15 protein-coding genes and 7 pseudogenes are annotated in these 25,510 nt (G+C 65.0%); 13 read left to right on the top strand and 9 right to left on the bottom strand.

From position 1 onward, the window contains the following. Positions 1–1,131: 1,131 nt before the first annotated feature. Positions 1,132–1,689 carry a transposase family protein gene (locus OG462_RS01735; RefSeq protein ID WP_406053843.1) on the bottom strand — a complete coding sequence of 186 codons (558 nt, stop codon included), beginning with the start codon at positions 1,687–1,689 and terminating at the stop codon, positions 1,132–1,134. Between the two features lie 137 nt (positions 1,690–1,826). On the opposite strand from OG462_RS01735, the gene OG462_RS01730 reads away from it, so the two are divergent. Together OG462_RS01730 and tatA are read left to right on the top strand one after the other, a co-directional pair. Then, on the top strand, positions 1,827–2,876 hold the full coding sequence (locus tag OG462_RS01730; protein WP_406053841.1) for an IS630 family transposase: 1,050 nt from the start codon (positions 1,827–1,829) through the stop codon (positions 2,874–2,876). A 1,139-nt stretch (positions 2,877–4,015) separates the two neighbouring features. Beyond that, positions 4,016–4,162: pseudogene (gene tatA / locus OG462_RS01725) on the top strand (Sec-independent protein translocase subunit TatA); the annotation flags it as partial. Positions 4,163–4,164: 2 nt separating this feature from the next. Here the strand turns inward: tatA and OG462_RS01720 are convergent. After that, positions 4,165–4,629, bottom strand: a pseudogene (locus OG462_RS01720) (transposase); the annotation flags it as partial. A gap of 76 nt (positions 4,630–4,705) precedes the next feature. Between OG462_RS01720 and OG462_RS01715 the strand changes: the two are divergent. Next, a pseudogene (locus OG462_RS01715) lies at positions 4,706–5,038 on the top strand (transposase); the annotation flags it as partial. 24 nt (positions 5,039–5,062) lie between these two features. Here OG462_RS01715 and OG462_RS01710 read toward each other — a convergent pair. Continuing rightward, positions 5,063–6,265, bottom strand: coding sequence for an IS110 family transposase (locus tag OG462_RS01710; protein ID WP_406053839.1), 1,203 nt, complete (start codon positions 6,263–6,265; stop codon positions 5,063–5,065). 228 nt (positions 6,266–6,493) lie between these two features. On the opposite strand from OG462_RS01710, the pseudogene OG462_RS01705 reads away from it, so the two are divergent. Next, a pseudogene (locus tag OG462_RS01705) lies at positions 6,494–6,670 on the top strand (transposase); the annotation flags it as partial. 16 nt (positions 6,671–6,686) lie between these two features. On the opposite strand, the gene OG462_RS01700 reads toward OG462_RS01705, so the two are convergent. Beyond that, positions 6,687–7,295 carry a transposase gene (locus OG462_RS01700; RefSeq protein WP_406066281.1) on the bottom strand — a complete coding sequence of 203 codons (609 nt, stop codon included), beginning with the start codon at positions 7,293–7,295 and terminating at the stop codon, positions 6,687–6,689. Beyond that, a pseudogene (locus OG462_RS01695) lies at positions 7,181–7,703 on the bottom strand (winged helix-turn-helix domain-containing protein). Before OG462_RS01695 ends, OG462_RS01700 begins: the two are co-directional and overlap by 115 nt. Before the next feature lie 1,277 nt (positions 7,704–8,980). Between OG462_RS01695 and OG462_RS01690 the strand changes: the two are divergent. Both OG462_RS01690 and OG462_RS01685 read left to right on the top strand, forming a co-directional pair. Continuing rightward, entirely contained in the window at positions 8,981–9,175 is a 195-nt protein-coding gene (locus tag OG462_RS01690) for a hypothetical protein (protein ID WP_406053837.1), read from the top strand. 145 nt (positions 9,176–9,320) lie between these two features. Next, complete coding sequence (locus tag OG462_RS01685; RefSeq protein ID WP_406053835.1) at positions 9,321–9,572, top strand: hypothetical protein; 252 nt, start codon at positions 9,321–9,323, stop codon at positions 9,570–9,572. Between the two features lie 612 nt (positions 9,573–10,184). Here the strand turns inward: OG462_RS01685 and OG462_RS01680 are convergent. The 4 genes and pseudogenes from OG462_RS01680 to OG462_RS01665 form a co-directional block, all read right to left on the bottom strand. Continuing rightward, positions 10,185–11,374, bottom strand: a pseudogene (locus OG462_RS01680) (dihydrofolate reductase family protein). 601 nt (positions 11,375–11,975) lie between these two features. Then, positions 11,976–13,040 carry a hypothetical protein gene (locus OG462_RS01675; protein ID WP_406053833.1) on the bottom strand — a complete coding sequence of 355 codons (1,065 nt, stop codon included), beginning with the start codon at positions 13,038–13,040 and terminating at the stop codon, positions 11,976–11,978. Between the two features lie 4 nt (positions 13,041–13,044). Then, complete coding sequence (locus OG462_RS01670; protein ID WP_406053831.1) at positions 13,045–14,805, bottom strand: thiamine pyrophosphate-binding protein; 1,761 nt, start codon at positions 14,803–14,805, stop codon at positions 13,045–13,047. Further along, positions 14,802–16,547: a 2-isopropylmalate synthase gene (locus OG462_RS01665; RefSeq protein ID WP_406053829.1), complete on the bottom strand. Its 1,746-nt coding sequence runs from the start codon at positions 16,545–16,547 to the stop codon at positions 14,802–14,804. The genes OG462_RS01670 and OG462_RS01665 overlap by 4 nt, the downstream gene beginning before the upstream one ends. 1,098 nt (positions 16,548–17,645) lie before the next feature. Here OG462_RS01665 and OG462_RS01660 point away from each other — a divergent pair. The 7 genes and pseudogenes from OG462_RS01660 to OG462_RS01630 form a co-directional block, all read left to right on the top strand. Then, positions 17,646–18,248 (top strand): TIGR00730 family Rossman fold protein, encoded by a 603-nt coding sequence (locus tag OG462_RS01660; protein ID WP_406053827.1) that lies wholly within the window; start codon positions 17,646–17,648, stop codon positions 18,246–18,248. A 45-nt stretch (positions 18,249–18,293) separates the two neighbouring features. Next, complete coding sequence (locus OG462_RS01655; RefSeq protein WP_406053825.1) at positions 18,294–19,331, top strand: hypothetical protein; 1,038 nt, start codon at positions 18,294–18,296, stop codon at positions 19,329–19,331. Between the two features lie 2 nt (positions 19,332–19,333). Then, entirely contained in the window at positions 19,334–20,014 is a 681-nt protein-coding gene (locus OG462_RS01650) for a non-canonical purine NTP pyrophosphatase (RefSeq protein WP_406053822.1), read from the top strand. Then, a complete protein-coding gene (locus tag OG462_RS01645; protein WP_406053820.1) occupies positions 19,999–20,649 on the top strand; it encodes a class I SAM-dependent methyltransferase in 651 nt (216 codons plus the stop codon). The genes OG462_RS01650 and OG462_RS01645 overlap by 16 nt, the downstream gene beginning before the upstream one ends. A 635-nt stretch (positions 20,650–21,284) precedes the next feature. Continuing rightward, entirely contained in the window at positions 21,285–22,502 is a 1,218-nt protein-coding gene (locus OG462_RS01640; RefSeq protein ID WP_406053818.1) for an IS110 family transposase, read from the top strand. A gap of 1,288 nt (positions 22,503–23,790) precedes the next feature. Beyond that, positions 23,791–24,216, top strand: a complete 426-nt coding sequence (locus tag OG462_RS01635) for a peptidase inhibitor family I36 protein (protein ID WP_406053816.1) — start codon at positions 23,791–23,793, stop codon at positions 24,214–24,216. A gap of 308 nt (positions 24,217–24,524) precedes the next feature. Further along, a pseudogene (locus OG462_RS01630) lies at positions 24,525–25,100 on the top strand (IS5/IS1182 family transposase); the annotation flags it as partial. Between the last annotated feature and the right edge of the window lie 410 nt (positions 25,101–25,510).

Here is a 25,510-nt window from a genome sequence, read left to right as displayed (position 1 = left end):
GGCATCCGTAGAACAGAGGGGGAGAGCCAGGGCAACTGCCGTGTTTTTTCGTGAGCATGGTCAGGCCAGTCCTCCTTGGAGTGTCGGACCGGGGGCGAGACGTCCGGCTGACTGCTCCTGGCGCCGTTCCCTCCTCCGGTAAGCGGAATCGTAGGCGGCAGCGCCGATCGGGCGGCTGAGTAACCAATGCTTTGGTAACGGCAAACCGGTACAGCAAGCCAATGTCTACTAACTATTGAGTTGGCTTATTTGTCCAAGTTTATGATCTTGTGCGGCATGAGATTTCACGTGACGTGAGCGGATGAAGTGGTGCCTGCACACCATCTGGTGCGGCTCGGTGCCCGACCCGGTTGCGCCCGATGTGCGGCACGGCGCGGGCCGCACATCGGGCTGCCAGGGATGCACTCGGGCCCCGAACGCACTCCCCTCCACGAGGGCACGCCTGCCACGGTCCCCGCCGTCCGGGACGTGGACTGCTCCCCAGGGCGAACGACTTCTTGCATCACCAGCGCTGCTTCGCCACGAGTTGCCCCTGCGTGGTCGCGATACGGGCGGCGGTGAGGCCGGCCCGCACCGGTCCGTCGCTGTGGTGACGGTGCACTAGATGGCGGCATCGCTGCCGGATCGCGGGTCCCGCGCGACCGCCACCTTGACATGCCCGGCCGCTGCCGCCATGACCTCCCGGGCCGCGCCGCGCGGGCTCGCGGGAGGAGGTGTGCATGCCCCAGCTCAAGCAGCGCGCCTACCGGCAGGCCTGGCGCGGCGCACGGCGTGCCACCATGCTGGGCCTCTCCATCATCGATCCGCCTGACTGAGGCGCGACGGCAGCGGCAGTCGCAGCGGCGAGCGGGCAAGGCCAGATCACCGAAGCTGGTGTAGACGGCACCCGGCTTGCACCTGGTGCTCGCCGAAAGCGCAGCTTGGGAGTAACGCCGGAGGGGTGCCGGACGTCGCCGGGTATCGCTCGAGCGGGGGCCGAGACTGCCCGGCCCGATACCACCACAGAGGTGGTCCGCCGCTACCGGTTCAGGTCAGACGCCGATGGACAGTCCTGCTTAACGACAGCAGGCACGGACACCTCGAGTGATTGTGAAGCCCGAAGGGCTTCATGATCGGTGACCGTGAGCATTTTCAGCGGTGAGTCTCCAGGGTGAGGATGGCTTTGGTGATTGACGTGATCTTGTTGGGGCTGCAGCGTGCTTTGCGGAGGATGCGCCAGGTCTTGATCCGGGCGATGGCTCTCTCCACCGGCCATCTCAGGCGGGAGTGTGCCCGGTTGACGCATTTCTGTGTGACCGTGAGGTCCTTGCCGGGGCTCCGGCGGTGGGGTACCGCGACACCGGCACCGGCGGCCTGGTACGCCTTGTCCGCCGGAATCGGGATGCCCAGGCGGATGCAGGTGGCGGTGATCCGGTGCCGGCGGGTCGCGGTGAGATCGTGCACCCGGCCGGGCAGCACGGGTGAGATCCACACGAGTGTCCCGTCGGGATCGGTGATGACCTGCATGTTCACGCCATGCTTGCGGTGCTTGCCCGAATAGTCTGCGCGGCTGTCACCGACCCGGTCACACTCGGCGAGCGTTCCGTCGAGCAGGACATACCGGGCGTCCACACCTCTCAGGGCCACGACAGAATGAACGTAGGCGTGGGCGGTGCCCACGCTGATCCCGAATCCGGCAGCGATCAGCATCGTGACCCACTCCACCAGGGCATGCGGGACATCGAGTACGGCACGAAAGGAACCACAGAGCCTCACTGGTGAAGAGCTGAGCCTATTGATCCGAAACGGTTTGGGTTCTGGGTCGTTGGTGGGGTGCGAGCGATCTGGTGGGGGACGCGCGGCATCTGTCGCCGTCGGCGCAGGAGGCCCTGCGGCTGCGGGCGGTGGCCGCGTTGGTGGCGGGGCGGGACCGTGAGGACGTGGCGGCGGTGTTCGGGGTGTCGCTGAAGGCGGTCGACACCTGGTGGGCGAAGTGGCAGGCCGGTGGCCGGGAGGCGCTGGTCATGCGCCCGCGAGGCAAGCCGGTCGGGGTGCATCAGGTGCTCGGGGAGGCCGAGCAGGCCGCGGTGCGGCAGGCGGTCCTCGATCACCGGCCCTGCGACGTGGGGCTTTCCGGTCAGCTGTGGACGCGGCGGTTGGTGGGCGAGCTGATCGCGAAGCTGTACCGGGTGCGGCTGACGGAGGTGGGGCTGGGCAAGTACCTGAAGCGGTGGGGACTGTCCTTCCAGCGCCCGGACAAGCGGGCCGTCGAGCAGGACCCGCAGGCCGTGCGCCGCTGGCATCAGGAGACCTGGCCGGCGATCCGGGCGAAGGCGGGGAAGGACGGCGGCGAGGTCCTGTTCGCCGACCAGGTCGGCATCCGCTCCGACCAGGTCACCGGCCGTACCTGGGGCGAGAAGGGGAAGACCCCCGTCGCGCGGCGGACCGGCAACCGGTTCTCGGTGAACGCGATGTCGGCGATCAGCACCAAGGGCCGGATGCACTTCATGGTCTTCACCGAGAGCTTCACCGCTGAGGTGATGTGCCGCTTCCTGGACCGGCTCGCCGGCCACTTCGACCACAAGGTCCATCTCGTCGTCGACGGACACTCCGCGCACCGCCCGAAGAAGGTCCGGGACCGGCTCGCCGCCCACCCCGACGACGTCGAACTGCACTTTCTGCCCCCGTACTCGCCCGAGCTGAACCCTGACGAGCTGGTCAACGCCGATCTCAAGCACAGCCTGCCCAAGCAGCACCGAGCCCGGGACCAGGCCGAACTCGCCGCGGAGACCCGCCGCTTCTTCCGCAGACGCCAGCGTCAGCCGCACATCGTCCGCGGTTACTTCGGCGGCCCACATGTCCGCTACGTCCTGGACGAGAACCCCATGAGTTTCTGATCAATATGGGGAGACTGTCATGGCCGCCGTCAACCGATCCACAACTCTTGACTATTGCTCACACCGTGAGCATCAAATGCCCTGCCGGAATCCCACCGGCAGGGCATTCTCATCGCCCCACATACTCATCGGGAGTGACAAGCCCATGCTCATCTTGAATGGCAAGCAAAACTTGCCACGGGACAGTCAACTCCTCAACCAGTCACGCGAGATGATGCCGCGAAACCCCCGTGAACAACGGATGCGCGAGAACCGCCCGGTCGACCATGATCGTCACACCCGGATCATGCCACCCACCAGCAACGACGTATCAACCGCTATCACGCACCCGCTCGTTAGGGCTCGCAGAGAATCAAGTTGCGTGTTTTAGGCCTTGACGCAGCAGGTCAGCGCGTTGCTCGTCCGCGTGTTGTTCTTCTGCGAGCCCTTACTACATCGTTCCCCCAATGCGGACATGAACGGCGTCGTGACTCCCATCTGCCAGGACGGCGGACGCCGGGTGAGACCCTGCTTCGCCCGCCCCAGTGGAATTGATCCCGAGGACTACCCCCGACAGAAGAGCAGCAGCGGCGAAGAGGCGGGAGACCTGGGACATAGGCCTCGTGCGGGTGAAGAGCATCATGGTTCCCTTTCAGCTTGATGCGGACCGAGGGGTGTTTTCGGCGACGAACGAATACGCAGCATGAGCACGATCCCACCTGTCCCAACAGTCCTCGGCACACAGACAATCTCCTGAGCAGCACATGCTCACACGGCAGCGTCACCCGATCAGTGGCCAAGTTGAAAATGCTCCGTGCCTGCACTCCTTCACGCACCTACTGGCGGACGTTCTTACGTACCTGCCCTGCGCGCGGCGATCCACCTGGCGCCGCGACCGGCATCGTGCCCGCCTCTGCCGCTGTCGCTGGCACACCTGCGCCGACATCGCACCATGATCAGAAGACTCAGCGCTGTCTACACCTGCCGTGACTGAGTTGTGATTGCTCATGCAGTGGGTAGGCGGCAGGCGGAGGGTGCGGTAAGTCGGACCATGGGTAAGACATCGCTTCCGTGGGCCGCATTCATTCAAGAACTCCGCGGCGACCAGGTGCGACCGACCGGGTACGCGCCCCGTGTCTCGGTGGAGATGGGAGACAGTTATGGGCAGGCTTGGGCCTACGGAAATTATTATCATTTTAGCCGTGATCATGCTGCTGTTCGGCGCCAAGAAGCTGCCTGACATGGCCCGTTCGTTGGGTAAATCGGCTCGCATCCTCAAGAGCGAGGCTAAAGCGATGAAGGACGACAGCTAGGCTTGATCTTTAAACCGTGTCCTATTCGGTGATGTGGAGAGTCGTTTGTAGCAGAAGACGGCGGCGAGGCCGAGGAAGGCCAGGTAGTTGCGGGGATGGCGTTCGTAGCGGTGATTGAGCCGGCGATAGCTGGGCAACCAGGGCATGGTGCGTTCGATGACCCATCTGCGTCCTCCGATTCGTTCGGAGGACGCGATGCCTTTGCGGGTGATGCGGACACCGATGTGTTTGCCGCGTAGCCATTTCCGCAGCCCAGGTGCGTCTTATGCGTTTTCGGCATGCAGACGCTGGGGCTTGAAGTGGCGACCGCGGTGGGGGTCGTGTCTCTTTTGGTGACCGAGCACCATGGGCTTCAGGGCTTGGCTGTCGTGGGTGTTGGCCGCGGTGACGCCGACGATGAGGGGCAGTCCGTTCGCGTCCGACATGTCGTGCATTTCGGAGCCCGCCTTGCCGCGGCCTATGAGCTCGTAACACGATCTTGCGGGCCACTGGAGGCCAGCCCTAACCGGTACGACGATTGAGCCGTTCCGTAGGGACGTGGGCGTCAAGCCGTGGGTCGTGGACGATGAGTTGTGGACGACGATTGAGCCGATGCTGCCGCCCTGGCCTGAGCGCTTGCCCGGACCCAAGCCAGTCCTTGACCGGCTGTGCTTACAGGGCATTCTGTTCGTGCTCAACACGGGGATCCCGTGGAAGCAGCTGCCGGTGGAGCTGGGCTTCGGCTTCGGACAGACCTGGTGGAGGCGTCTGGAGCGATGGCAGGAAGCCGGGGTCTTCGATCAGCTCCACCGGACACTGCTGGCGGAGCTGAACGCCGTCGGCAAACTGGACTGGAGTCGCGCGTGCGTGGACGCCTCCCACGTGCGTGCGAAAAAGGTGCCTCTATGGTTTTCGTCAAGCTGTAGCGGGTGTGGGTGGTTGGTAGAAGGTGCCGTCGCGGAGCATGGCGAAGAGGACGTCGATGCGGCGTCGGGCGAGTGCGATGAGGGCGGCGATGTGGTGTTTGCCCTCGCGGCGTTTGCGGTCGTAGTAGGCGCGTGACTCGGGCTGGGAGAGCGAGGCGAACGCGGCGAGGTAGAAGGCTCTCTTGAGCTGTTTGTTGCCTCGGCGGGAGGGGTGTTCGCCGCGGATGGAGGAGCCGGAACTGCGGGTCACGGGTGCGAGGCCGGCGTAGGCGGCGAGATGGCCGGGGGTGGCGAAGCCGCTGCCGTCGCCGACGTCGATGAGGATGCGTGCCGCGGTCCTGATCCCGATGCCGGGCATCGAGATCAGGACCTGGGAAAGAGGGTGGGCCTCCAGGAGTTCCTCGATCCTCGCGGCGAGGAGTTTGCGCTGGTCAAGCACGGACTGGAGCGAACTCGCGAGGCTGGGAACGATCAGCGCGGCAGCATCGGTTCCGGGAACCACCACGGTCTGTTCGTCGAGTGCGGCGAAGATGTCTTCGACCAGCCGCTCGGCCATTCGCGGTGCCTTGGGACGTATCAGGGTCACCAGGCGGCGGTGTCCGGCTTTGCGGATCTGGGCCGGGGAGCTGAACTGGTCCAGCAGTTTGAGCACGGCCGGGTGCTGGATCCGCGGGCCCAGGACGCGTTCCAGGGACGGGTGGATCTGGGGGAGGAGGCCGCGGAGCCGGTTGGCGATCCGGGTGGACTCGCCCGCGAGGTCGTCGTCGAACCCGGCGATCATCGCGAGCTCCGCAACCGTCTCGTCCTCGGGATCGATCGTCCGCAGGGTGTGGGGCATCGCTCTGGCGGCGTCCGCGATGATGAACGCGTCACGGGCGTCTGTTTTCGCCTCACCGGGATAGAGATCGGCGATCCGCCGCATTGTGAGTCCGGGCAGGTAGGCGACCTGGCAGCCCGCGTCCCGGGCGACCGTCAGCGGCAGGGCCCCGATGGAAGCAGGCTGGTCGACGACCATCAGTACCGTTCCGTGCTTGGCCTTCAGCTTGTCGAACAGCTCCCGCAGCTTCGGTTCGCTGTTGGGCAGCGGCTTGTCGAACACCTTCTTCCCCGCCCGGTTCACGGCGGTGGCGTGGTGATCGCCCTTCCCGACATCCAGGCCCAGATAGACGTCGATGCCCGTCTCGTCCGCCATGCCCTTTACTCCCGTGCTTGCGTTCTCCCCGGCCTCACCTGCGGCATCAGCGTGCCAGCATCCACGTTACGAAGAGACTGCCCGAGGGCGCTCGTGCCTCTAATCAGCGGTCTGCCAATGCCTCCGACACCGGCGACACCACCTTTTCGATCATCTCGACTGGGGGCTCAAGTCATACCGGGGCCGAAGGCCGGGAGCCCCATTGCGAGGCCACGAAAACGGTAACGGGGCGCCGCGACGGGCCCATCACCGGTCGACCGCCGCAAGACCGGCAGCAAGCACCACCTGATCACCGACGGCGGCGGCACTCCGCTCAAGGCCATCACCACTGCGGCCAACATCAACGACATCACCCAGACCCTCGCCTTGGGCGATGGCATCCCGCCGGTCGCCGGCCGCGTCGGTTACTGACGTCAGCTCGTCAGGGTGATAGTTGCTCGACGAGGGTCAAGCCGGTCCCCGCTATGAAGCCGTCGAGGGTGTGGGACCGGTATTGAAGGCGTTTGAGCCTGTTACGGACAAGGGCTTCGAGCTGGTCGAGGGCCATGACGGCGAGGTTGGCGAGGCTGCGTTTGACGTGGGCCCATACCCACTCGACGGGGTTGAGGTCGGGCGAGTAGGCGGGCAGCAGGAACACCGTCAGCCATGCCCGCTCGGCCACGAGGGCCTGCATCCTGCGGGACACGTGGGTGTTCAACCGGTCCCAGACCAGCACGATTGGTGCCCCGACCAGCTGGTGGACACCGTCGATCAGCGCGATGAAGTCCCGCTCGCCCATACTGCGACGGGCACTTTTCCCCGCGGGATGACTCCGCAGGCGGTGACACAGCCGGGTCCGGGAACCCGGCCGCATTGCAATCAGCCCGGCCACTGACAGCCGGCCCGAACGGCGGCCGCTGATGGTGACAACCGGGGTCACTCCGCGCCGGCCCCAGGTCCGTCCCCGCGGCGGCCTGCGGGTGAACCCGGCTTCGTCCTCGAAGCAGACGTAGCCCCCGCAGGCCGCCCTCGCCCTTTTACCTCCGCCCAGGTCGCCTCCTTCCATACGGCGACAGCCTGCTCATCGCGCTCCGCGACCCGCCGGGCGGGCACCTGCGGGCTGAAGCCCAGCCGGTGCATCAGCCGGGTCGCACCCGAGACGCTGTAGGAGACATGGAACTTCCTGCCGATCAGCGTGGCCACCCGCGAGGCGGTCCACACCTGGTCCTCCACCCAGCCATGCGCGGCTCGGCCCCTGCTCCAGATACGCGGCCAGCTTCTCCAAAGACCGCGGGGACAGCCGGCACCGCGACCCGCTCGGACCACGGGAGGCCAGCGCCTGAACACCGCCATCCCGCCACAACTGGTGCCACTGATAAGCCGACTTCACACTCACCCGCAGCCGCCGTGCGACTTCCGACGGCTTGATCTGCTGCTCGAACAGTTCAGCCGCCTGCATCCGAACCGTCTCCCGACGCCGGCGCCCCGTCAGCGTCAGCCCGCCCCCATCTGCATATCTCACACCTCACGGATACAGCCACCCGCCTTCACCCGTCAGGGACTTCACACAGATTCACCCCGACGAGCTGAAGTCAGTACCCCCACAAGCGCCCCGAGACGCTCCTGGGCGACAAGGGCTACGACAGCAACCCGAATCGGAAGGCACTGCGGCGGCGTGGGATTCTGCCGGTCATCTCCCGGAGGGGTCAGCCCAACATCCAGGGCCGCTGGGAACGTCGCCTTGACCTCCACGACGCCTCTACCTCGCTTGCCTGCTCCCTCATCTGCTGGAGGAGGCTCAAGAAGAGGTAGCTTGATCGTCCTGTGGCAAGGACGGAAGGGCGGGACGGGTGTCGGAGCAAGTGACGAGACCAAGCGAGCTCCTGGCTGAAGGTGAGGTCCGAATGCTGCGACGAGCTCTCGGCGAGTGGGGCGGGTCGGCTCGGTGCAGCGACCAACTCGCCTTCGGTATGGGGTTCGCGGACGCTCGCGATCTGCTCGATCAGTGCAGGATCCTGAGCCGCGCTCTGGGTAAACGATGATCCGATCAAGCCCGTCGACTGGGCGCGGACTCTCCTGGCTGCGGAGATCGTCTTCGTCAGTGACCTCGCCGGTTCAGGCATCGAGTGGCAGACGACCACAGGGCTCAGCGACGAGACCACCCTCCCGGCCCTCCGAGCGATCCAGCGAAAGCTGGCCAGTACCGTGAGCACCTACTGCAGAAAGCACCCGGCCCCATAGCCAAGATCGTGTTACAAGGTCTATGGGGTTCGGGCCTGTGAGTTCGCCCCTTTCGGCGCGGACGTGTGCGGAGGCTCTGGACCAGATCAGGAACCGGCGGTGCGCGGTCGACTTCGATGTCCCGAAGCAGGGCGGAAATGTATACCTTGCGCCATAACTCGACGGTGATCTTCTGGGACTCGTCGCCCAGCATTGGCGTTCTCTGCATGGATGCCGCCCGCCTCGCGGGCGGCTGTCCGGAGGGGCGAGGGGTACCCGGAGATGGAGCAGACCCTACTCTTACGGAAAATCGACGGCGACTGCTTTAGTACCAGTATGCGAGCGCGCCGCTGATCGCATTGTTGCGGTCCGGCGCAGCCTCTTTGCGGATACCTTGCGAAATGAATCCAGTATTCTACTGCCGTGAATCCAGAGGGCTGAGCGTGCTACTCAGCGAAAGTAGCTCGTACGCGCTTTTATAACATCCAGTGTAGCTTTGATTTTGAAGGAGCCGGAGTGTCCAGTCTTTCCGTCACTTATAAGCACCTTGCCGTTGCGGCAGTAGCCGCACTGTTCTTCATTCCTGTTGTCACGCATGTGGGTGGCGGAATCTCGGCAGCCGTTGGGGGGTCATCCGCCAGCGATGTTCACGTAGAGGGCGCAAAGCCGGCCACGCATGTCAGCATCAGCGAACAATCTCTGGGTGACTGAGCGCGGGCTCGCTTGCCGAGGGCTCGCAGCCGCGACGGACCGTCGCGTCGACTCCCGGGCGATGAGCTGATGCGTGATCGTGGCGGGTTGAGCTTGCCTGACCCGGACACGGCATGATCTTCCATTGTGATGATCATGACGAACCATGCCGGTCCTCGGCCATCGGATGCTGACCTGCCTCACGCGCGGGCACCTGGCGGAGTTGGTCGTCGACCTCGCCGCGCCGTGGCAGGCGGAGGTTGAGGGCAGGCGACACGCGGTACGGGGCAGCGTGCGGCGCCGGACCGCGTGTGCGGGCGCCAAGCACCGGTTGGTGTTCGACCGAGTGGATACGACGCTGACCCATCTGCGCCACGAGCTGCCGCATGCGGTGCCGACGGGCGTTCGTCTCCGGTAGGAATAAGCAGAGCACCATGAAGATCACCGCCACCGCCGAGGCGCAAGGCCAGGTGTTGTGGGCTGGCGACCCTCGGCTCGCGCACGCCGCCACCATCTGAGGCGAAGGCATTGACGGCCTCCTGTTCTGCCAGTTTCCCGAAATCCAAATCCTCCTGAAATACATATACTTGGACCTTCGACGGGATTATCCTGGCCAGGCGGTCATCCTGCAGCAGAAGGCGCACAAGATCTGCCCGCCGGAAGTCCACGAGGCGCAGGAGCGGGACCGCCACGACGGAGCTTGGCCAGAGGGGTGCGGTTCTACCAGGTCGCGCGAATGGCAGTCGAGCGGTCGGCACCGGACAACAGCTCTGGCACCGCATGCCGCCGTCCTGTAGATGGGTCGGCGCGACCACCGGCCGGTCGCGAAGAACCATTCGATACCGGCCTGGCGTTCCGCGCCTTGCCCCGACTGTCATGGCGTAGTTCTCGATTTTCCGCCTGCCACGGCCCGTCAGACTCCTCAAGCAGCTGGATGAGACGGTGGGAACGGCCCGATGGCTGTGTTCGCCGCACGCGGATCATGCCGTCCCCCGGTAAGGATGGATCATCCCTGCCATGCCCCAGCTCGTCAGAGAAGGTGGCGGTTCGGGCCCTGAGCTGCGGCCGCGAATTCGGGGATTTCGATGACGGCCACGCCGGCACCCTCGAGGAGTTCGATGCCGTCGGCGCCGGGCACGAACGTGTCCGGCTCGCGCCAGGCGGTGACGACGCGCCGAATGGCGGCGTTGCGAATGAGCCGGGCGCAGGGAAGGGGCTTGGAGGCGCGCTTGGCGCAGGGTTCCAATGAGCTGTAGATCGTGGCGGCAGCGAGCCGGGGGTCGCCTGTAGGGATTTTGTCGAGCGCGGTTTCCTCGGCGTGGGCGGCAGGGTGGGTCTCGCGCGAGTAGCCGCGGGCGAGTTCGGTGCCGTCGGCGCCGACGACCACCGCGCCGACGGAGAACGCGGTGGTCGAGGGTGGGCAGAGGGCGGCTAGCTCGCAGGCGAGGGAGAGCCAGGCCCGGTCGGCTGCATTGGCGTCGTGGCCGGTGCCGGGAGTGCTCGTGCTGGAGGGGATGCTGCTCATAGGGGCTCCGTTGAGATGTCTTTGGGGGCGTACCGCAGGAGTACCACGTCGCCGATCTGCCGGGTCTCCATGAGGCGCAGCCGGGCGGTGGGGCCGCCGAGGTAGTGCGCGGGGCCGAGCATTCGGACGGCGTCGGGCTGGCCCACGAGGAGCGGAGCGATGACGAGCTGGAGCTCGTCGGCGAGTGCTTCCGCGAGCAGCTGGGTGTGGATGCTGCCGCCGCCCTCGACCATGAGGCGCTGAATGCCGTACATCGCACCGAGGATGTCGAGGGCGGCCGGCCAGGTGGCCTCGGCGAGGACGCCCTGGACGGTTGCGAGGCCGCCAAGGTTCGCTTCGGCCCTCGCAGCTGCCTCTTTGCCGACGGCCAGGACGAGCTTCTCGCCGCCGTAGTGCCAGAACCTCCAGGCAGGGTCGAGGTCGCCGGTACGGGTGACGGTGATCTTCACGGGGTGTTCCGACCGTCCGGTGGCGACGCGGGCTGATCGGCGCTCCCTGGAGTTGACGAGGAGGCGGGGGTTGTCGGCGCGGAGGGTGCCGGCGCCGACGAGGATCGCATCGACGGATGCACGCACGGAGTCGACGCGATCCAGGTCGGCGGCGTTGGAGAGCCGGAGCCGGTCCTGGCCTGGCCGGGTGTCGAGGAAGCCGTCGAGGGAGACGGCGGCAGACAGCAGAACGTACGGGCGTGACACGGGAACTCCGGAATTCAGGAGGGGTGCACGAGGATCCGGCTGAGTGCGCGGAACACGCCGACGGTCTGGAGTCGGTTCCGTCATCTGTGAGTTCCTCATGCTTCCTCTGAACGATGCTCTAATGGCGACGGGGCAGGGTTGTCATGTTTCGGCAGAAGTACCACTTTGATCTGCCGCGGACGGTTCGCGGTACCTCGGTGGGCGACGGTAACCTCGCCGGTTCCGATCTCGCAAAGTTCAAGAAGAAGCAGAGCGAGAACCTTCAGATGCAACATTGATTGTCCCGCGCTCTGATCCGGGAATCGTGGTGGGTTCGAGGTGCGGGTCGGGGCAACTGCACCTGGATCGAGTAGCTGCGACGTCACCAGGCCTCGCCTGCTTCGGCTTTCCTCCAGGGTATTCCTGGGGCGGCCGGGGCCGAGGCGTGGCCGGCGGTGACCGGGTAGGAACTACACGGTCGTGGTTGCTGTTCCGCGGCGATAGGCATGACAACCGCGCGATGCAGCCGCTTTCCGAGGCAAGGTCATGGCCCGGGCGTGTTCACGAATCTGCTTTGCATCCGACAGCGCGGGTGGCGACACCGTTGGACCACGCGTGCTCCTTAAGGCGCGGAGAGTGCTGCCTCGGCCGCCTCGGCTCGGGTGTGGTTCTCCAGCAGGAGTGCGGTGAGGTGGAAGCCTGCGCCCACTGCGGCCAGAACTACGTAGGGGGTAGTGATCGAGGTGAAGTGGCGGGCTAGGTTGACGGGGTAGGTGGCGAGGGTCATGTTGCCCAGGTCCCGAAGGGATTCCAGGTAGGCCCCTGGACGGATTGTGTTGGCCCAATGGTCGAGGAGTCGTCGTGATCCTTGGTGTGTGATGAGGGAGACTTGACTACTGTGGACGGCGTTGCGGGCCAGGAGCTGGTTCACCAGGTCGGGCAGTCCGTTCAGGAGGAGCTTCTGGTAGATCTCACTGCCGGCGGCTTCCATGCTGTACACCGGTGTCGGCAGCCCTCGTGCATCCAGTGGCAGATGGGCGTGGCCGTCGATGTCCACGGATCGAACGGACATGGTCAAGCCTAGGTACTGGTCGCTGTGTGTCTGTGAGAGATGGTCGACTACCCGCAACAGGCCGGTGGGGCCGACGACTGCCGCAGCCGCCGCGTCGCCGGCGGCGAATGCATGGCCTTTGGCATAGTCGAGATGCCGCGTCCAGTTCGATCCGCATGCGATCAGCACGTGCCGGGCACCGCCTGTTGCCACAGCTTCCGTCGCAAGCACCAGCGAGGCCAGGAAATTCGAGAACTCACTGTTGATCGGGACTACCAGAGCCTCACGTGGCAGCCCGAGCATGTGGTGGACCCGGTAGAGGGAGTTCGGAGTGGTGTGGTCGGGTACCGAGGCGTATCCGTAAAGTCGGTCGACCGATTCCGGCCCGATTCCGGCCTGCGCCAGGGCCTGGAGTGCGGCATCGGCCATATGGGGCTCGATGGTTTCGCCGTCGGAGAGGTGCCGCCGTTCCTGCGACCCGGTGAAGAAGGAGACCGTGTCGAATGTGTCGCTGCTCCCCGGATCGCGCGGCAGACGATTGAAGACGGGGTCGTCGTTGTGACGGATGGCCGTTGGCAGGGAGTGGCCGCAGCCGAGAATCCCGGCCGAGGAACAGGGCTCGGATGCATGGGGCATTGCTTCAGCCCTCCCTCTTGTTGCCGGACTCTCCTCGCTTGAACGCTGCGCTCAGGGTTGCGATCCTTCCGGCTAGCGCCCAGGGGACCTCTTCCGGGTCCACGCGCACGTCGATCGCCGATGGCAGGGGAGACGCCAGCGCCTTGAGCAAGGCAGAATCGAACTGCTCGAGAGTGTGAACCGAGAAAGCCTCAGCGCCCAGGCCACGGGCGACGGTGGCGACGTCGATCGGTGTGCCGTACATGGCGCTGACGGAGCGCCCGAACAGACCCTGATGAAGGTTGTGGACCATTGCGTTGCCGGCGTTGTTGAGGACAATCCATATGACAGGAAGGCCCAGTTCAGCGGCGGTGTGGATCTCCATGCCGACCATGGCGAACGCGGCATCGCCGGTCAGAGCGACGACGGGCCGGTCTCCGGCGGCGATCTTGCCTCCAATGGCTGATCCCGCGCTGGAGCCCATCGAGGCTATGTTGAGCGAGACGTGAATGGCGCCGGGAGGGCGGCTGATGAAGCCCTGCCCGAGCCAGCTGACGCAGTTGCCGTTGTCCGTGAACAGGATGGTGTCTCGCGGAAGGAGACGGCTCATGTGGGTCACGACCGCTGAAGCGCGCAGTGGGACGTCATCCTTCGATGCGTGTGCGGCTGGAGGGGGTGGTGTGATGACGGGCTTGGTCGAGGCTGGGCGGCACCGTACCTCGGCCAGCAAAGCGTCCATCACCGCGGTGGCGTCTCCGGAGACGTGTACGTCCGCTTCGAAACCGGCACCCGCGTGCAGGGGGTCGATGTCGATACGCAGGAGACGGCGACCTTTCACCAGGCGAGGCTCCCAGCCGTGTGTGGCAAGCTCTCCCAGCGCGCTGCCGACGACGAGCAACGCGTCCACGTCAGGTGCGAGCACTGTCTCGTGAGCCCTGGCGCCGCCGCCGAAACCGAAGACTCCCGCCGAGAGTGCATGGTCCTCGGGGAAGACACTCTTGCCCTTCAGAGTTGTCGCCACCGGCCAGGACAGTGCTTCTGCGAACCGGACCAATGAGCTGCCGGCCCCGGAGAGCTTGGCGCCCTGACCTGCCAGTACCACCCCACGGTGTGCGGCTCGCACGGCTCCGACCAGTTTCGCGACGGCCGAAGGATCCGGGGGGCCGATGCAGGGGCGGCGAAGGTCGGGCAGCGGCGTGGCCACTTCGAGGTATCCGGACAGCACGTCCGCGGGCAGGCTTATGTGCACCCCGCCGGGCCGCCCGAGGTACGCCGTGCGCACAGAGAGAGCCAAGAGCCGGGGAACCTGTGCGGGCGTGGCAGCCAGTGCCGAAAGCTTGGTGGCGGACCGGAAGACGTCCACGGTGTCCACACCCCAGCTGCCCCCGCTGCTGTCCTGGAGCCCTCCTCGTCCGAAAGACGAGGAGCTCACCTGCGCGGTGAGCGCCAGCACGGGCACTCCGTCCGCAGTCGCGCTGGCCACCCCGGTCAGCGCGTGCAGCGCACCGGGCCCAGCGGTACCGCAAACGACCCCCAGGCGGCCGGTGACCTGAGCATGCCCCAGGGCCATGAAGGCTGCCCCCTCTTCGTGCTTGGCCAGCACTGGCTCGATGCCCGGACAGTCCTCCAGCGCTTCGTAAAGGGGCATCAGCGGACCGCCCGGCACTCCGAAGACGTGGGTGACGCCCGCCTCGGACAGGGCCCGCACGATGAACCCGGCCACCGACTGAGGCTCGTCGGCTTCCCGGCCGGGAGGTTCAGGCGATTTCGTCGGATGAGTGCTCATTGCTTGACGCCTCGCTCACGGACATCGCTGAGTGGCCTGCGACGCGTGCGGCCGTCGGGGGACTGGGCGCGGCTCATGGCGTTGACGACGGCGGTCGCAGTTGCGATTGCAGGGTCGCTGTCGATGCCGATGCCGTGGGCGGAAGTCCCCTCGGTGGTGAGGTAGACGTACGCGACCGTGCGGAGGTCGCTCGGGCTGCCGAAGGAATGGCATCGGTGGTCATGCAGCTGTGAGTGGCTTCCGTCGCTTCGGGCGAGAGCGTCAAGGAGGGCTTCGGCGGTGCCTGCACCGACCCCGCTGAGGCGTATTTCCCGGCCCTGGGGTGTGACGAGTGTGGTGTGCACCAAGGTTCCGGCGTCGTGCTCTTGCTCGTGCAGCTCTTTCAGCTCGAGCCAGGGGATGCTCTCGAGATAGGTGTCGCTGAAGATTTCCCACATGCGTAGAGGGGTCACTTCGGTCCCGGTCTCGTCTGTGATTTTCTGGATGCGTCCTGCAAATTCCACGCGCAGAGCCGGCGGCAGGTCCAGGCCATGGCGAGTCTTCAGGATGTGAGCGACACCGCCCTTGCCCGACTGGCTGTTGAGACGGATGACTGACTCGTACGTTCGGCCGACATCCTTGGGGTCGACTGGCAGGTAGGGCACCCTCCACGGAAGCTCGGAGACCGTTCGGCCTGTGCGGTCGGCCTCCTGCGCCAAGGAGTTGAGACCTTTGGCGATGGCATCCTGATGGGTGCCGGAAAACGCGGTGTAGACCAGATCGCCCGCGTAAGGATGACGGGCGTGGACGGGCATCTGGTTGCACCGCTCGACCGTGTCACGGATGCTGTCGATGTCGGAGAAGTCCAGCTGCGGGTCGACGCCCCGGGTGAAGAGGTTCAGCGCCAAAGTTGCAAGACACGCGTTCCCGGTGCGCTCGCCGTTCCCGAACAGCGTGCCCTCGACCCGGTCGGCGCCGGCCATCACAGCGAGCTCGCCCGATGCCACAGCAGTGCCCCGGTCATTGTGGGGGTGCACCGACAAGATCACTGAATCCCGACTGCTCAAGTTGCGGTGCATCCATTCGACCTGGTCGGCAAAGACGTTGGGGGAGTCGGTCTCCACGGTCGTCGGCAGATTGACGGTCACCGGGCGGTCCGGTGAGGCATCCCAGGTGGTAGTCACCGCATCGCACACCTCCAGAGCGAACTCCGGCTCGGTGACGTTGAACGTCTCGGGTGAGTACTGGAAACGCAGCTGCGACGCCGGCGTCGCTTCCGCCAGTCGGACCATGTGCTCCGCCGCCCGGACAGTGAGCCCCTGCAACTGAGCAGAGGTCATCGAGAGCACGACGTTCCGCCACAGGCAGGCGGTCGCCAGACACAGGTGCACCATCGCGCGGTCCACCCCGCGGATCGACTCGAAGGTGCGGTCGATCAGGTCCATTCGGGCCGGCGTGAAAACCGAGATGGTGACGTCGTCCGGAATCCGATCTCGAGTGACCAGATCCCTCACGAATGCGAAATCTGCCTCGCTGGCTGCAGGGTAGCCGACCTCGATCTCTTTGAAGCCCATCTGCACGAGGAGATCGAACATCGACGCCTTGCGCACCGTGTCCATAGGACTGGGCAGAGCCTGATTCCCGTCCCGCAGGTCCACAGAAGCCCACAACGGAGCCCGGTCAGGAACGCGATCAGGCCAATGCCGCTCACGCGACCCAGCCGAAGAGCCTGCACCTGAACGTGCGTAGCGCGTTGTCGGCATCCCTGACGGCTGCTGAGGGTTCCACCAGGGCTGCGCGCCTCCGCCCCCCGGTGCCACTGGAATCTCTCGCATTCTGCGTCCCTTTCGAGTGTGGTGCCAGTCCGCACCGTGGATGGAACGGTGCGGTGGCTCGGAGCTGCAGGTGCATCCCACTTTGAGGTGTTATGTACGGTATGTTGCTTCGTACTCGAATGTCCATGAGTATGATTTTGGGATATAGGGCAGGCGCTACTTGGAGGCCTGCGATGGGCACAGTGGCCGCCGGTGAGGCGAGAGCAGGAGCTAGCGGCGTTCGAGGCGGCGTGGACGGACCGCCGCCGCAACGGCGTGGTGATCGCCGGGCCGGCAGGGTAGGCAAGCCGCGGCCGGCCGAGGAGTGCCTGGCAAGCGGCGAAAGCCGGATGCGCATGGCCGGGCGAGGGCCTCGGTAGCGCCCCGCCCGTGCCGCTGGGGGCCAACGCACATCTACTGCCAGGCGGGGCGGATATGCCCGAACACCGGGCTTCGCGCAGGTGGCGGCGGTGTTGGGGCGCGCGGCGGTGGTACCGCGGAGCGCACCGGCGGCGTGGAGTCGTCTATGTGGACGGTCTGCATCTGTTGGACCGACAGCTGGTACAACGTGCACCGGCACCACAGCAGCCTCGGCTACCGCAGTCCCGCCAACACGAGACCGCACTCGGGGCCTGCCCACACCAAAGGTGTCCGTCAAATCGGGGCAAGCTCACTGGCCGCCCCGTGGGCTTTCGATCACGCAGGACGGAAGTCCGGCCCAGGCGAGCCAAGCGTCGGTGCTTGCAGTCCGGCAGGCTCGCCAGAGCAGGCCCATAGGCATGAGATACCGCTACTCCGGCGTCGGGGGAGCGACGGAACCTGCCCCATATGTTCCACATGAGGGGAAAGCAACGGAAATGTCTAGGTAGTCATTGCTCATACGAGACTGGACCTCCCCTGCTGTGCTGAACGCATGCGAGATCTGCCGAGCATCCCGAAGGCCACCCCGGATCAAACGAACATGGACCAGCCGACCGAGGACCGGTGGGTTCAACTCGCCGGTCGGCCCAGCCTGCGATCCCCTCGGCGCAGCCGCGGGAGTAGGCAATGAACTCGGTGCGACGTATCTGCGTCTTCTGTGGATCGTCCCCCGGGGGCGAACCCGCGTTCCTGGCGGAGGCTGCACAGCTCGGACGTGAGCTGTCGCGGAGGGGGATCGGCCTGGTCTTCGGCGGCGCACGCGTCGGCCTGATGGGTGCCGTGGCTGCAGAAGTCTCCTCCAATGGGGGCGAGGTCATAGGGGTGCTCCCCCGGCAGCTGGCCGTCCCCGGCATTCGTTTCGAAGGCGCAGCCCAAATGCATCTGGTCGATTCCATGAGCGAGCGTAAATTTCTCATGGCGCAGATGTCCGATGCGTTCGTCGTCCTTCCGGGAGGGCTGGGAACCATGGACGAGATTTTCGAAGTAGCAACCTCAGGTCAGCTTTCCATGCACGGAAAGCCGTTCGGGATCCTCAATGGGAGTGGATATTACGACGACCTGTTCAGATTCCTGGATCGCGTCACCTCTTTCGGGTTCATGCGCCCGAAGGATCGTGCGCGATGGATCGAGGAATCCGATGCCGGTCGCTTGCTCTCTCAAATCGAGTCGCATCATTACGGGTCAATTTGCGGAACAGGTCGGGACGGCAATCCGCCCCGGAACTCCTGAAAGCGTCTTGAGCCGTAAAGGGCAACCATCCCTCCGGAGGTCGCAATGAAGTACATCTCCAACAATTCCCAGATCAGATTCCCAGAAAACTTCAAGGGAATATTCGAACCGGAGGCGCGATGGTATGAGGAGCGCCTGACGATCGCACGCAGGGATCTTTGCGAGATGCCGATCCCCGAAGGGTTCCGGACGTTCTTCGATTTCATTACTGAACGCAGCCAACCCTCTTTCATTCTTCTTCCGATCCTGTTTCTCGAAGTGGCCCGAGAATCCGGCGGAATCACGGAGCGACATCAGGAGTTCCTCCCCGTCCTGATGCTGTCCATGGAAATGATTGCCGTCATGGACGACACAATCGACGGTTCAAATGCAAGGTCGGAACATCTCACCTTCCCCGGACGATGGGGTGCACACAGCTCGACGCCCTGCGTCGCCGTTCTCATGTCCATGCTCATGCAACAGATCGCCAACGGCTTCCCCTCGCTCCTGGACCTGGCACTGGAGTCCGTACGCGGCATAGGGGCCAAAGAACTCCGAGAGGAGTTCGACAGGTACCCTCGACACCTCGACGACTTCCCCCGAATACTCGAGAACCGCTACGGGCAAGCAATCGACGGCTACCACTTCGTCATCAGCAGCGCCTTGAGACTGAACGGGAAAGCTGACTTTCCCCGCGCCTCCATGGTTCCCTTCGCCCGTATCGGACAGGACGTTGACGACCTGGTCAACGTGATCGAGGACAGAGAGAAGCAAGGAGAAAACGACGACCTGAGGAAGGGGCTCGTGACCGCAGCACTGCTCCAGGCCCTGCGCCAGCGCCCCGAGCTGGCCGTGGAGCTGCGCGAGCTCTGGCACCTGCGCACCGAAACGAGACTCCGAAGGCTCGACAATCTTCACCGATCGATCCGCACTTCGATTCTCGCCCATGGCGTTATGCCAGTAATCGACCAGATCGCAGCGGATGTCGAGACATGCGAGCAAGCCGCCCCCGTCTATCTGCAGAAACTGATGCGCCGCGCCGGGCAGACATGGCTTGACCGAGTAGCAGGATTCAGCCGCCCTGTCGTGACGAAAGACGCATAACAGTGACTGACCATGGGATTCTCTTCGCGACAACGAGCCCGGACAAATTCCTCCTAGCCAAGGCCGAGATGTCCGGCACGCAATTCACCTTGACTAGGTCTCCACTCCCCATCCCTGAAATACAGTCAGTCGACCCCTTGCATGTCGCCGTATACAAAGCCAAGCAAGCGCACGCAAGCCTTGGCCGACCGGTAATAGTGGTTGACAGCGGGCTTGACGTTCCTGCACTTATGGGATTCCCGGGAGCACTCCTAAAGCCACTTCTGGAGCGAGCCGGAGCATGCAGCCTCGTCCGGATGGCCAACGGATCAGAAGACCGGTCATGCGCTCTGGTCGACTGCCTTGTATACGTGACAGGAAGACAGAAAGTCAGAGCCTTCGTCAGCCGTACCGAAGGTCGTATTTGCCGCATGGTTCCCGTCGATATGGCTCGCGGTCCCAGCAGCGACATCCGGACCATATTCATTCCTGACGGTTATGATCAAACGATATCGAACCTTCCTCCGTCCGACTACTCGAGATTCATCAAGAGTTGGACCGAAGCTTCGGCATACCGGAAGTTCGCCGACTGGGTACGTCGATTTCCCGGTGTGGTGAGGAGCGATATCAGAAGGTCCTCGAAAAATCGCCCCTTTGATGCACCCCCTGGATTCGACGGAGCTTGGAAATGGCCCTCAGGATGAATGTGCAGGCACGCCTCGACCACCGGTTCGCTGCGACCTACAACCGTTTCATGGCTGCCGCCGAGCGCCGCTGGGCGTACGAGAGCCGTGGACAGCTTCTCAGCGGGCTGACCGGCAGGGTGTTGGAAGTGGGTGCAGGAACCGGGGTCAACATCCCCCACTACAAAAATGCGGACCACGTGGTGCTTGTGGAGCCCTGGCCCGCCATGCGGTCACAGTTGCATCAGAAAGTCGCCCGCGATGCCCGGGTAGCGACGACGGTGGTCGACGCGGTCGTGGAGGACCTGCCCTTCCCCGGTGCCAGCTTCGACGCTGTCGTGTGTACATTCGTCCTCTGCTCGGTCGAGGACTCCTATGCCGCACTCGCAGAGATACAGCGGGTACTCCGCCCCGGCGGGACCCTCGCATTCCTCGAGCACGTGCGCGGTGGCTGGCTGGCGTCCCGCGTCCAAGACCTCCTCACTCCCGTCATCCGACGCTTCGCAGCAGGGTGTCACCCCAACCGGGACACCGAAGGGGACATCGAGAGAGCCGGTTTTACCGTCCTGCAGTCCGAAACCTTGAAACCGCTGCCGGTCGTCCCCTGGTTCGCCCCGTTCGTCAAAGGAGCCGCAAGCCCTGCAGACCATCCGTGAGACTGTCGGCACTCAGGTCGCCCTTTGCAGGCTGCTACCGCTCAAGGCATCGAGCGCGCCAGAGCCGGTGAGGACTCGGTCCTCGGCACCGTCCTGCCGGCCCGTGCGGGGAGCTGGCCGGCGAGAAAGACGCGCGACGAATCACTGCACCAGACCGAACGATAACGGCTACGCCCCGATGCCGTGGCGCCCGTCCGGCCGGCCCGGCATGCGCATGACCTCGGAACCGGATGAGATGCGGGAACTGTTCCATCTGCGTGTGCGTCGAGTCGGCCTGCTGTGTCCGCCTCCGAGCGGCAATCAGCTGCGACGAGGCCGAACTGCATTGATTCGCCCTGGCTTTCCGGCACGCAGGCCGTAGCCCGGTTCCCCCCCCGTTATGTTCTTCGCGGTCCTGCAAGAGGGCCGCTGGCCTCCGGGTCCGGCATGACTGTGTCCCCCTGTCGAAGGCATGACCTGGGGGGTGGTGTCACCGGGTCCGGGGGTGTTCGTCGGAGACGCTGATCAGAGGTCCGGCCACCGCCCAGTCCGGCGCAATGCCGGACGGTTCGCGGGCGGCAGGTCTGCATAACGTGGATGCGCGAGCACGACACCCGAGCCGAGGCCGGTACCGCCAACACCCTTGAAAGGGAGCGATGTTCGAGATCGAAGACGTGGGCGTGTTCCTCGGCCTGGACGTCGGCAAGTCCGCTCACCACGGCCACGGACTGACCCCGGCCGGGAAGAAGGTCTTCGACAAGCCGCTGCCCAACAGCGAGCCGAAGCTGCGGGCCGTCTTCGAGAAGCTGACCGCAAAGTTCGGCACCGTCCTGGTCATCGTGGACCAGCCCGCCTCCATCGGCGCCCTGCCGCTGACCGTCGCCCGCGACGCCGGCTGCCGCGTCGCCTACCTGCCCGGCCTGGCCATGCGCCGGATCGCCGACCTCTACCCCGGCGAGGCCAAGACCGACGCGAAGGACGCGGCCGTGATCGCGGACGCCGCGCGGACGATGCCGCACACCCTGCGTTCGCTGGAACTCACCGACGAGATCACCGCCGAGCTGACCGTGCTGACCGGCTTCGGCCAGGACCTCGCCGCCGAGGCCACCCGCACCTCCAACCGGATACGCGGCCTGCTCACCCAGTTCCACCCCAGCCTGGAACGCGTCCTCGGGCCGCGCCTGGACCACCAGGCCGTGACCTGGCTGCTGGAGCGCTACGGCTCCCCGGCCGCCCTGCGCAAAGCCGGACGCCGCAGACTCGTCGAGCTGATCCGCCCCAAGGCCCCGCGCATGGCCGCACGGCTGGTCGACGAGGTCTTCGACGCTCTGGACGAGCAGACCGTGGTGGTGCCCGGGACCGGCACTCTGGACATCGTGATCCCTTCCCTGGCCAGCCAGCTCGCCGCCGTCCACACCCAGCGCCGGGCGATGGAAGCCCAGATCAACAGCCTGCTGGAGGCCCACCCTCTTTCCAAGGTCCTGACGTCGATGCCCGGCGTCGGCGTCAGGACCGCCGCCGTCCTGCTGGTCACCGTCGGCGACGGCACCAGCTTCCCGAGCGCCGCCCACCTGGCCTCCTACGCCGGACTCGCACCCACGACGAAGTCGTCGGGGACCTCGATCCACGGCGAACACGCGCCCCGAGGCGGAAACCGGCAGCTCAAACGCGCCATGTTCCTCTCCGCCTTCGCCTGCATGAACGCCGATCCCGCCTCCCGCACCTACTACGACAAGCAACGCGCCCGCGGCAAAACCCACACCCAAGCCCTCCTCCGCCTCGCCCGCCACCGCATCAGCGTCCTGTTCGCCATGCTCCGCGACGGCACCTTCTACGAATCCCGCCCGCCCGCGGACGTCGAACTCGCAGCATGACCCCAACAAGCCGAATCACCCCAAACCCGACAGGGATGCCTTGACGAAGGACATAGAGGCACCCCACCGGTGAAAGGGCCTTGACCCGGACGGACTTTGAGCACGTCTATGCGGCTTGGGGCAGGGTAGCCGAGGTTGGGTGGAAAATGTTCTCGTAGGGCGATCGGCGATCGTTGTCCGAGGTGGGAGTGGTGACGTCGGGTGTTGTAGCGATGGAGCCCGCGGAAGGGCGTCGAGTCGTGCCTCATGCTCGCCTGACCAGCCCTTTCGGCCCTTGTATGTCTCTCTTTTGAAGGTCGGGTGAACGGCTCGGCAGCGGTGTTGTCCACGCGATCCGATCGCGCCCATGCTCTGCCGCAGCTCTGCTGACCTGCATGCTTCGGCGAATGCCCGACTTGTGTGCTGCGATCTGCGGTCGGTGTGTACTATCGTCGCGGCCACGCCCCGCGCTTCCGCTCGGAGCTTTGCGCCAGCGGATGTTGCGGGTCCGACGGTGCTCGTACAGCAGCCGGGCGACATGCTCGACGAGCTCATGCGGGACGTCGGGCGTGGCAGGATACGGAACCAACAGAGCCTTTCGGTCGGCTGAGCGGAACCACCACGCCAACGATGACGGGCTGGCCCTGCCTCACCACGCCCGCTGACCAGTGGCCGCCCGCATGCTGCGACTCGGGCCGCTACGCCGGTGCAGTACCGCGCCAGGGAGACAGGCTGCTCCCTCTGCCCTGCAGATCACGCGGTGCCAACGGGCAAGGCAGCGCGTGCAGGAGTCAAGCTGTGGTTGTCGATCCCTGTCACGACGCCGCCCGAGTAAGGCTTTCACTGACTGGGTGGGCGGGTGGCACGGCCCCGGTTGCGGGTCGACACGCGCTATCTCCCGGGCTCCGCTACTGGACACTCCGGGTCCCGCACCCCTCACGATCCGTAAGCGGGTCGTGGGGGTGTTCTGGCGATCCTGCAAATCCCGCAGCCGTCTCTGACGTCGTAGATCTCGGGATGCGGGTCGTGCGGCTACAGCACGACCCGCGCCGCCGCTCAACATTCCATGCCGTCAAGCAGAACCGTCAGATGATCTCGCCATATATGGGTGCCTTGTTCTGGAAGTGAGCATATCAAGGAGCTCTTCTCGTCTTCCTGGAAGGCGATTCGAGTAGCAGATACTCGGACTTGAAGCCGCCTCTAGGTGTTTACTGTAGATCTGTCCGAACTGAGAAGAACCCTCTCGGACGCATTGTGGGCAATCGCAGTATAAAAGCGGGTTCGTCTTTCCTGTAGATATCATCTCGGAATGGAAATGATCATGTTTAAGCGTGCAGTAACAACTGTTGTGGCCGCACTCTCCATTGTCGCCACCGCTGCAGGCGTCAGCAGCGCCGCCACTCCGTTCAACGGAAACTGCCAGACGGCAGAGTTCTGCATCTATAAGGGTACCAACTACACCAACGGCATCGCAGACTTCACCGGCAGTAACGCCCAGTACATGCCGGCGGGGGCGCCCTACTTTGTCAACACGGGTGACTCTGTGAACGATGACGCCGGGAGCAGCTGGAACAAGTCGGTGGGCAACCCGGTTCGCGCCTATGTCGAGTCGAACTATGGTGGGGCTAGTGTTTACCACCAGGCCTCAATTGGTATCTGCGGTGGCGGTTATTGCAACAAGTACTCCGACCTTGGAACTTTCAACAACCACTTCAGCTCGCACCTATTCCTGTGAGCCACCTGCCTCCTGGCGGGGGTGATCCAGTTTCGTTTCCATCTCGACCTCCCCGCCACTAGCACCCCACTTCTGGCGCATTGAGTGCAAGAGCCCCCGGCTATTGGCGGTGCTGATTCAACTCGACACGGCCGAGGACCCGGGGGCTCTGGTGGTTCCGTATCTTTCCATGTGGAACCGCAGGCCTGCGTGAAGCTCTCGTAGGACCAGGTGACGCCTTCAGGATGATTAAGGATCTTCAGAGTGGTCGCCGAACGGGTGACGGCAGAGGATGGATTGCAGACGGTGCCTTCGGGCGGTGGTTCGAGATGTCTGCCGTCTCAACTGCTGCAGCCGGAGGCCTCGTTGGTTCCTTTTGTGGTGCCGCACTCGACCTGCCGCACGCACTCGGTGGAGTGAGTCACGATGCTGATCGTCACCCGTGAGGGTGACCGCCGCTGCAAGCTGAGGCCCTCACCACGCGCGATCATCACCCTGGTCTGCCTGCGTGAGCACACCACCTGTGCGAAGCCCGCCGCAGGCTTCCGCATCAGCGAAGACACCGCCATGCCGACGTACCGAGCCTGATCAAGCTCCTCGCCTCGAAGACACCGTCCCTGACGCAGGCTTTGCGTCACGTGCGTCCCGAGTACGTCCTGGCCGAGGGCACCATCGCCGAGTACGACCGGGCTGGTGACCACGAACGGGACTACTCGTGCAAGGCCCGACGGCACGGAGTGAACATCCAGGCCGTCACCAGCCCGGAGGGTGAGCTGCTCTGGCACTCGCCGGCACTGCCGGGCCGCACAGTCGGCATCACCGCTGCCCGCACCCACCGCATCGTCACCGTTCGTGAACGGCTGCGGATCCCCGTCCTCGCCGACATGGCCTGGCCTACGTCAGGGCCGGCAGCACGTTCCAAGTGCCGCTCATACGACACCTCGCACGCCCCCTCACACCCAGACCGTTGCTGAGGAGATCCGCGGCGAAGCCGCACTCTTTGCCGGTGAATCCCGGGCTTCGGGTCCCGGGCATCGGCTATGCATAGAGCCGTTCTATCGGAGGAAACGCTGAATTTTGAAACACGCCGGGACGCTGGCCGACTGCATTGTCGTGTACACCTGACGCGCGACGCATCCGAGTAGTGATTGCTCAGCCTTTGCTCGATGCGGGACGCAGAAAATCCTGATCATAGACGGACAGCTGCAGCGCGGCCCCACGACCTCTGCTTCTGGGCTGGGCGCGGAGCCAAGTCGTCCCTGCGCGTGACAGGGCCTGCAGAGCAGTCCCTCGCTGCACTTTGGAGAGTCGGAGG

The organism is Streptomyces sp. NBC_01077 (assembly GCF_045162855.1).
Classification (GTDB): domain Bacteria; phylum Actinomycetota; class Actinomycetes; order Streptomycetales; family Streptomycetaceae; genus Streptomyces.
The sequence above is the reverse complement of the archived record's forward strand: the minus strand, read 5'-3'. Positions and strand labels throughout refer to the sequence as shown.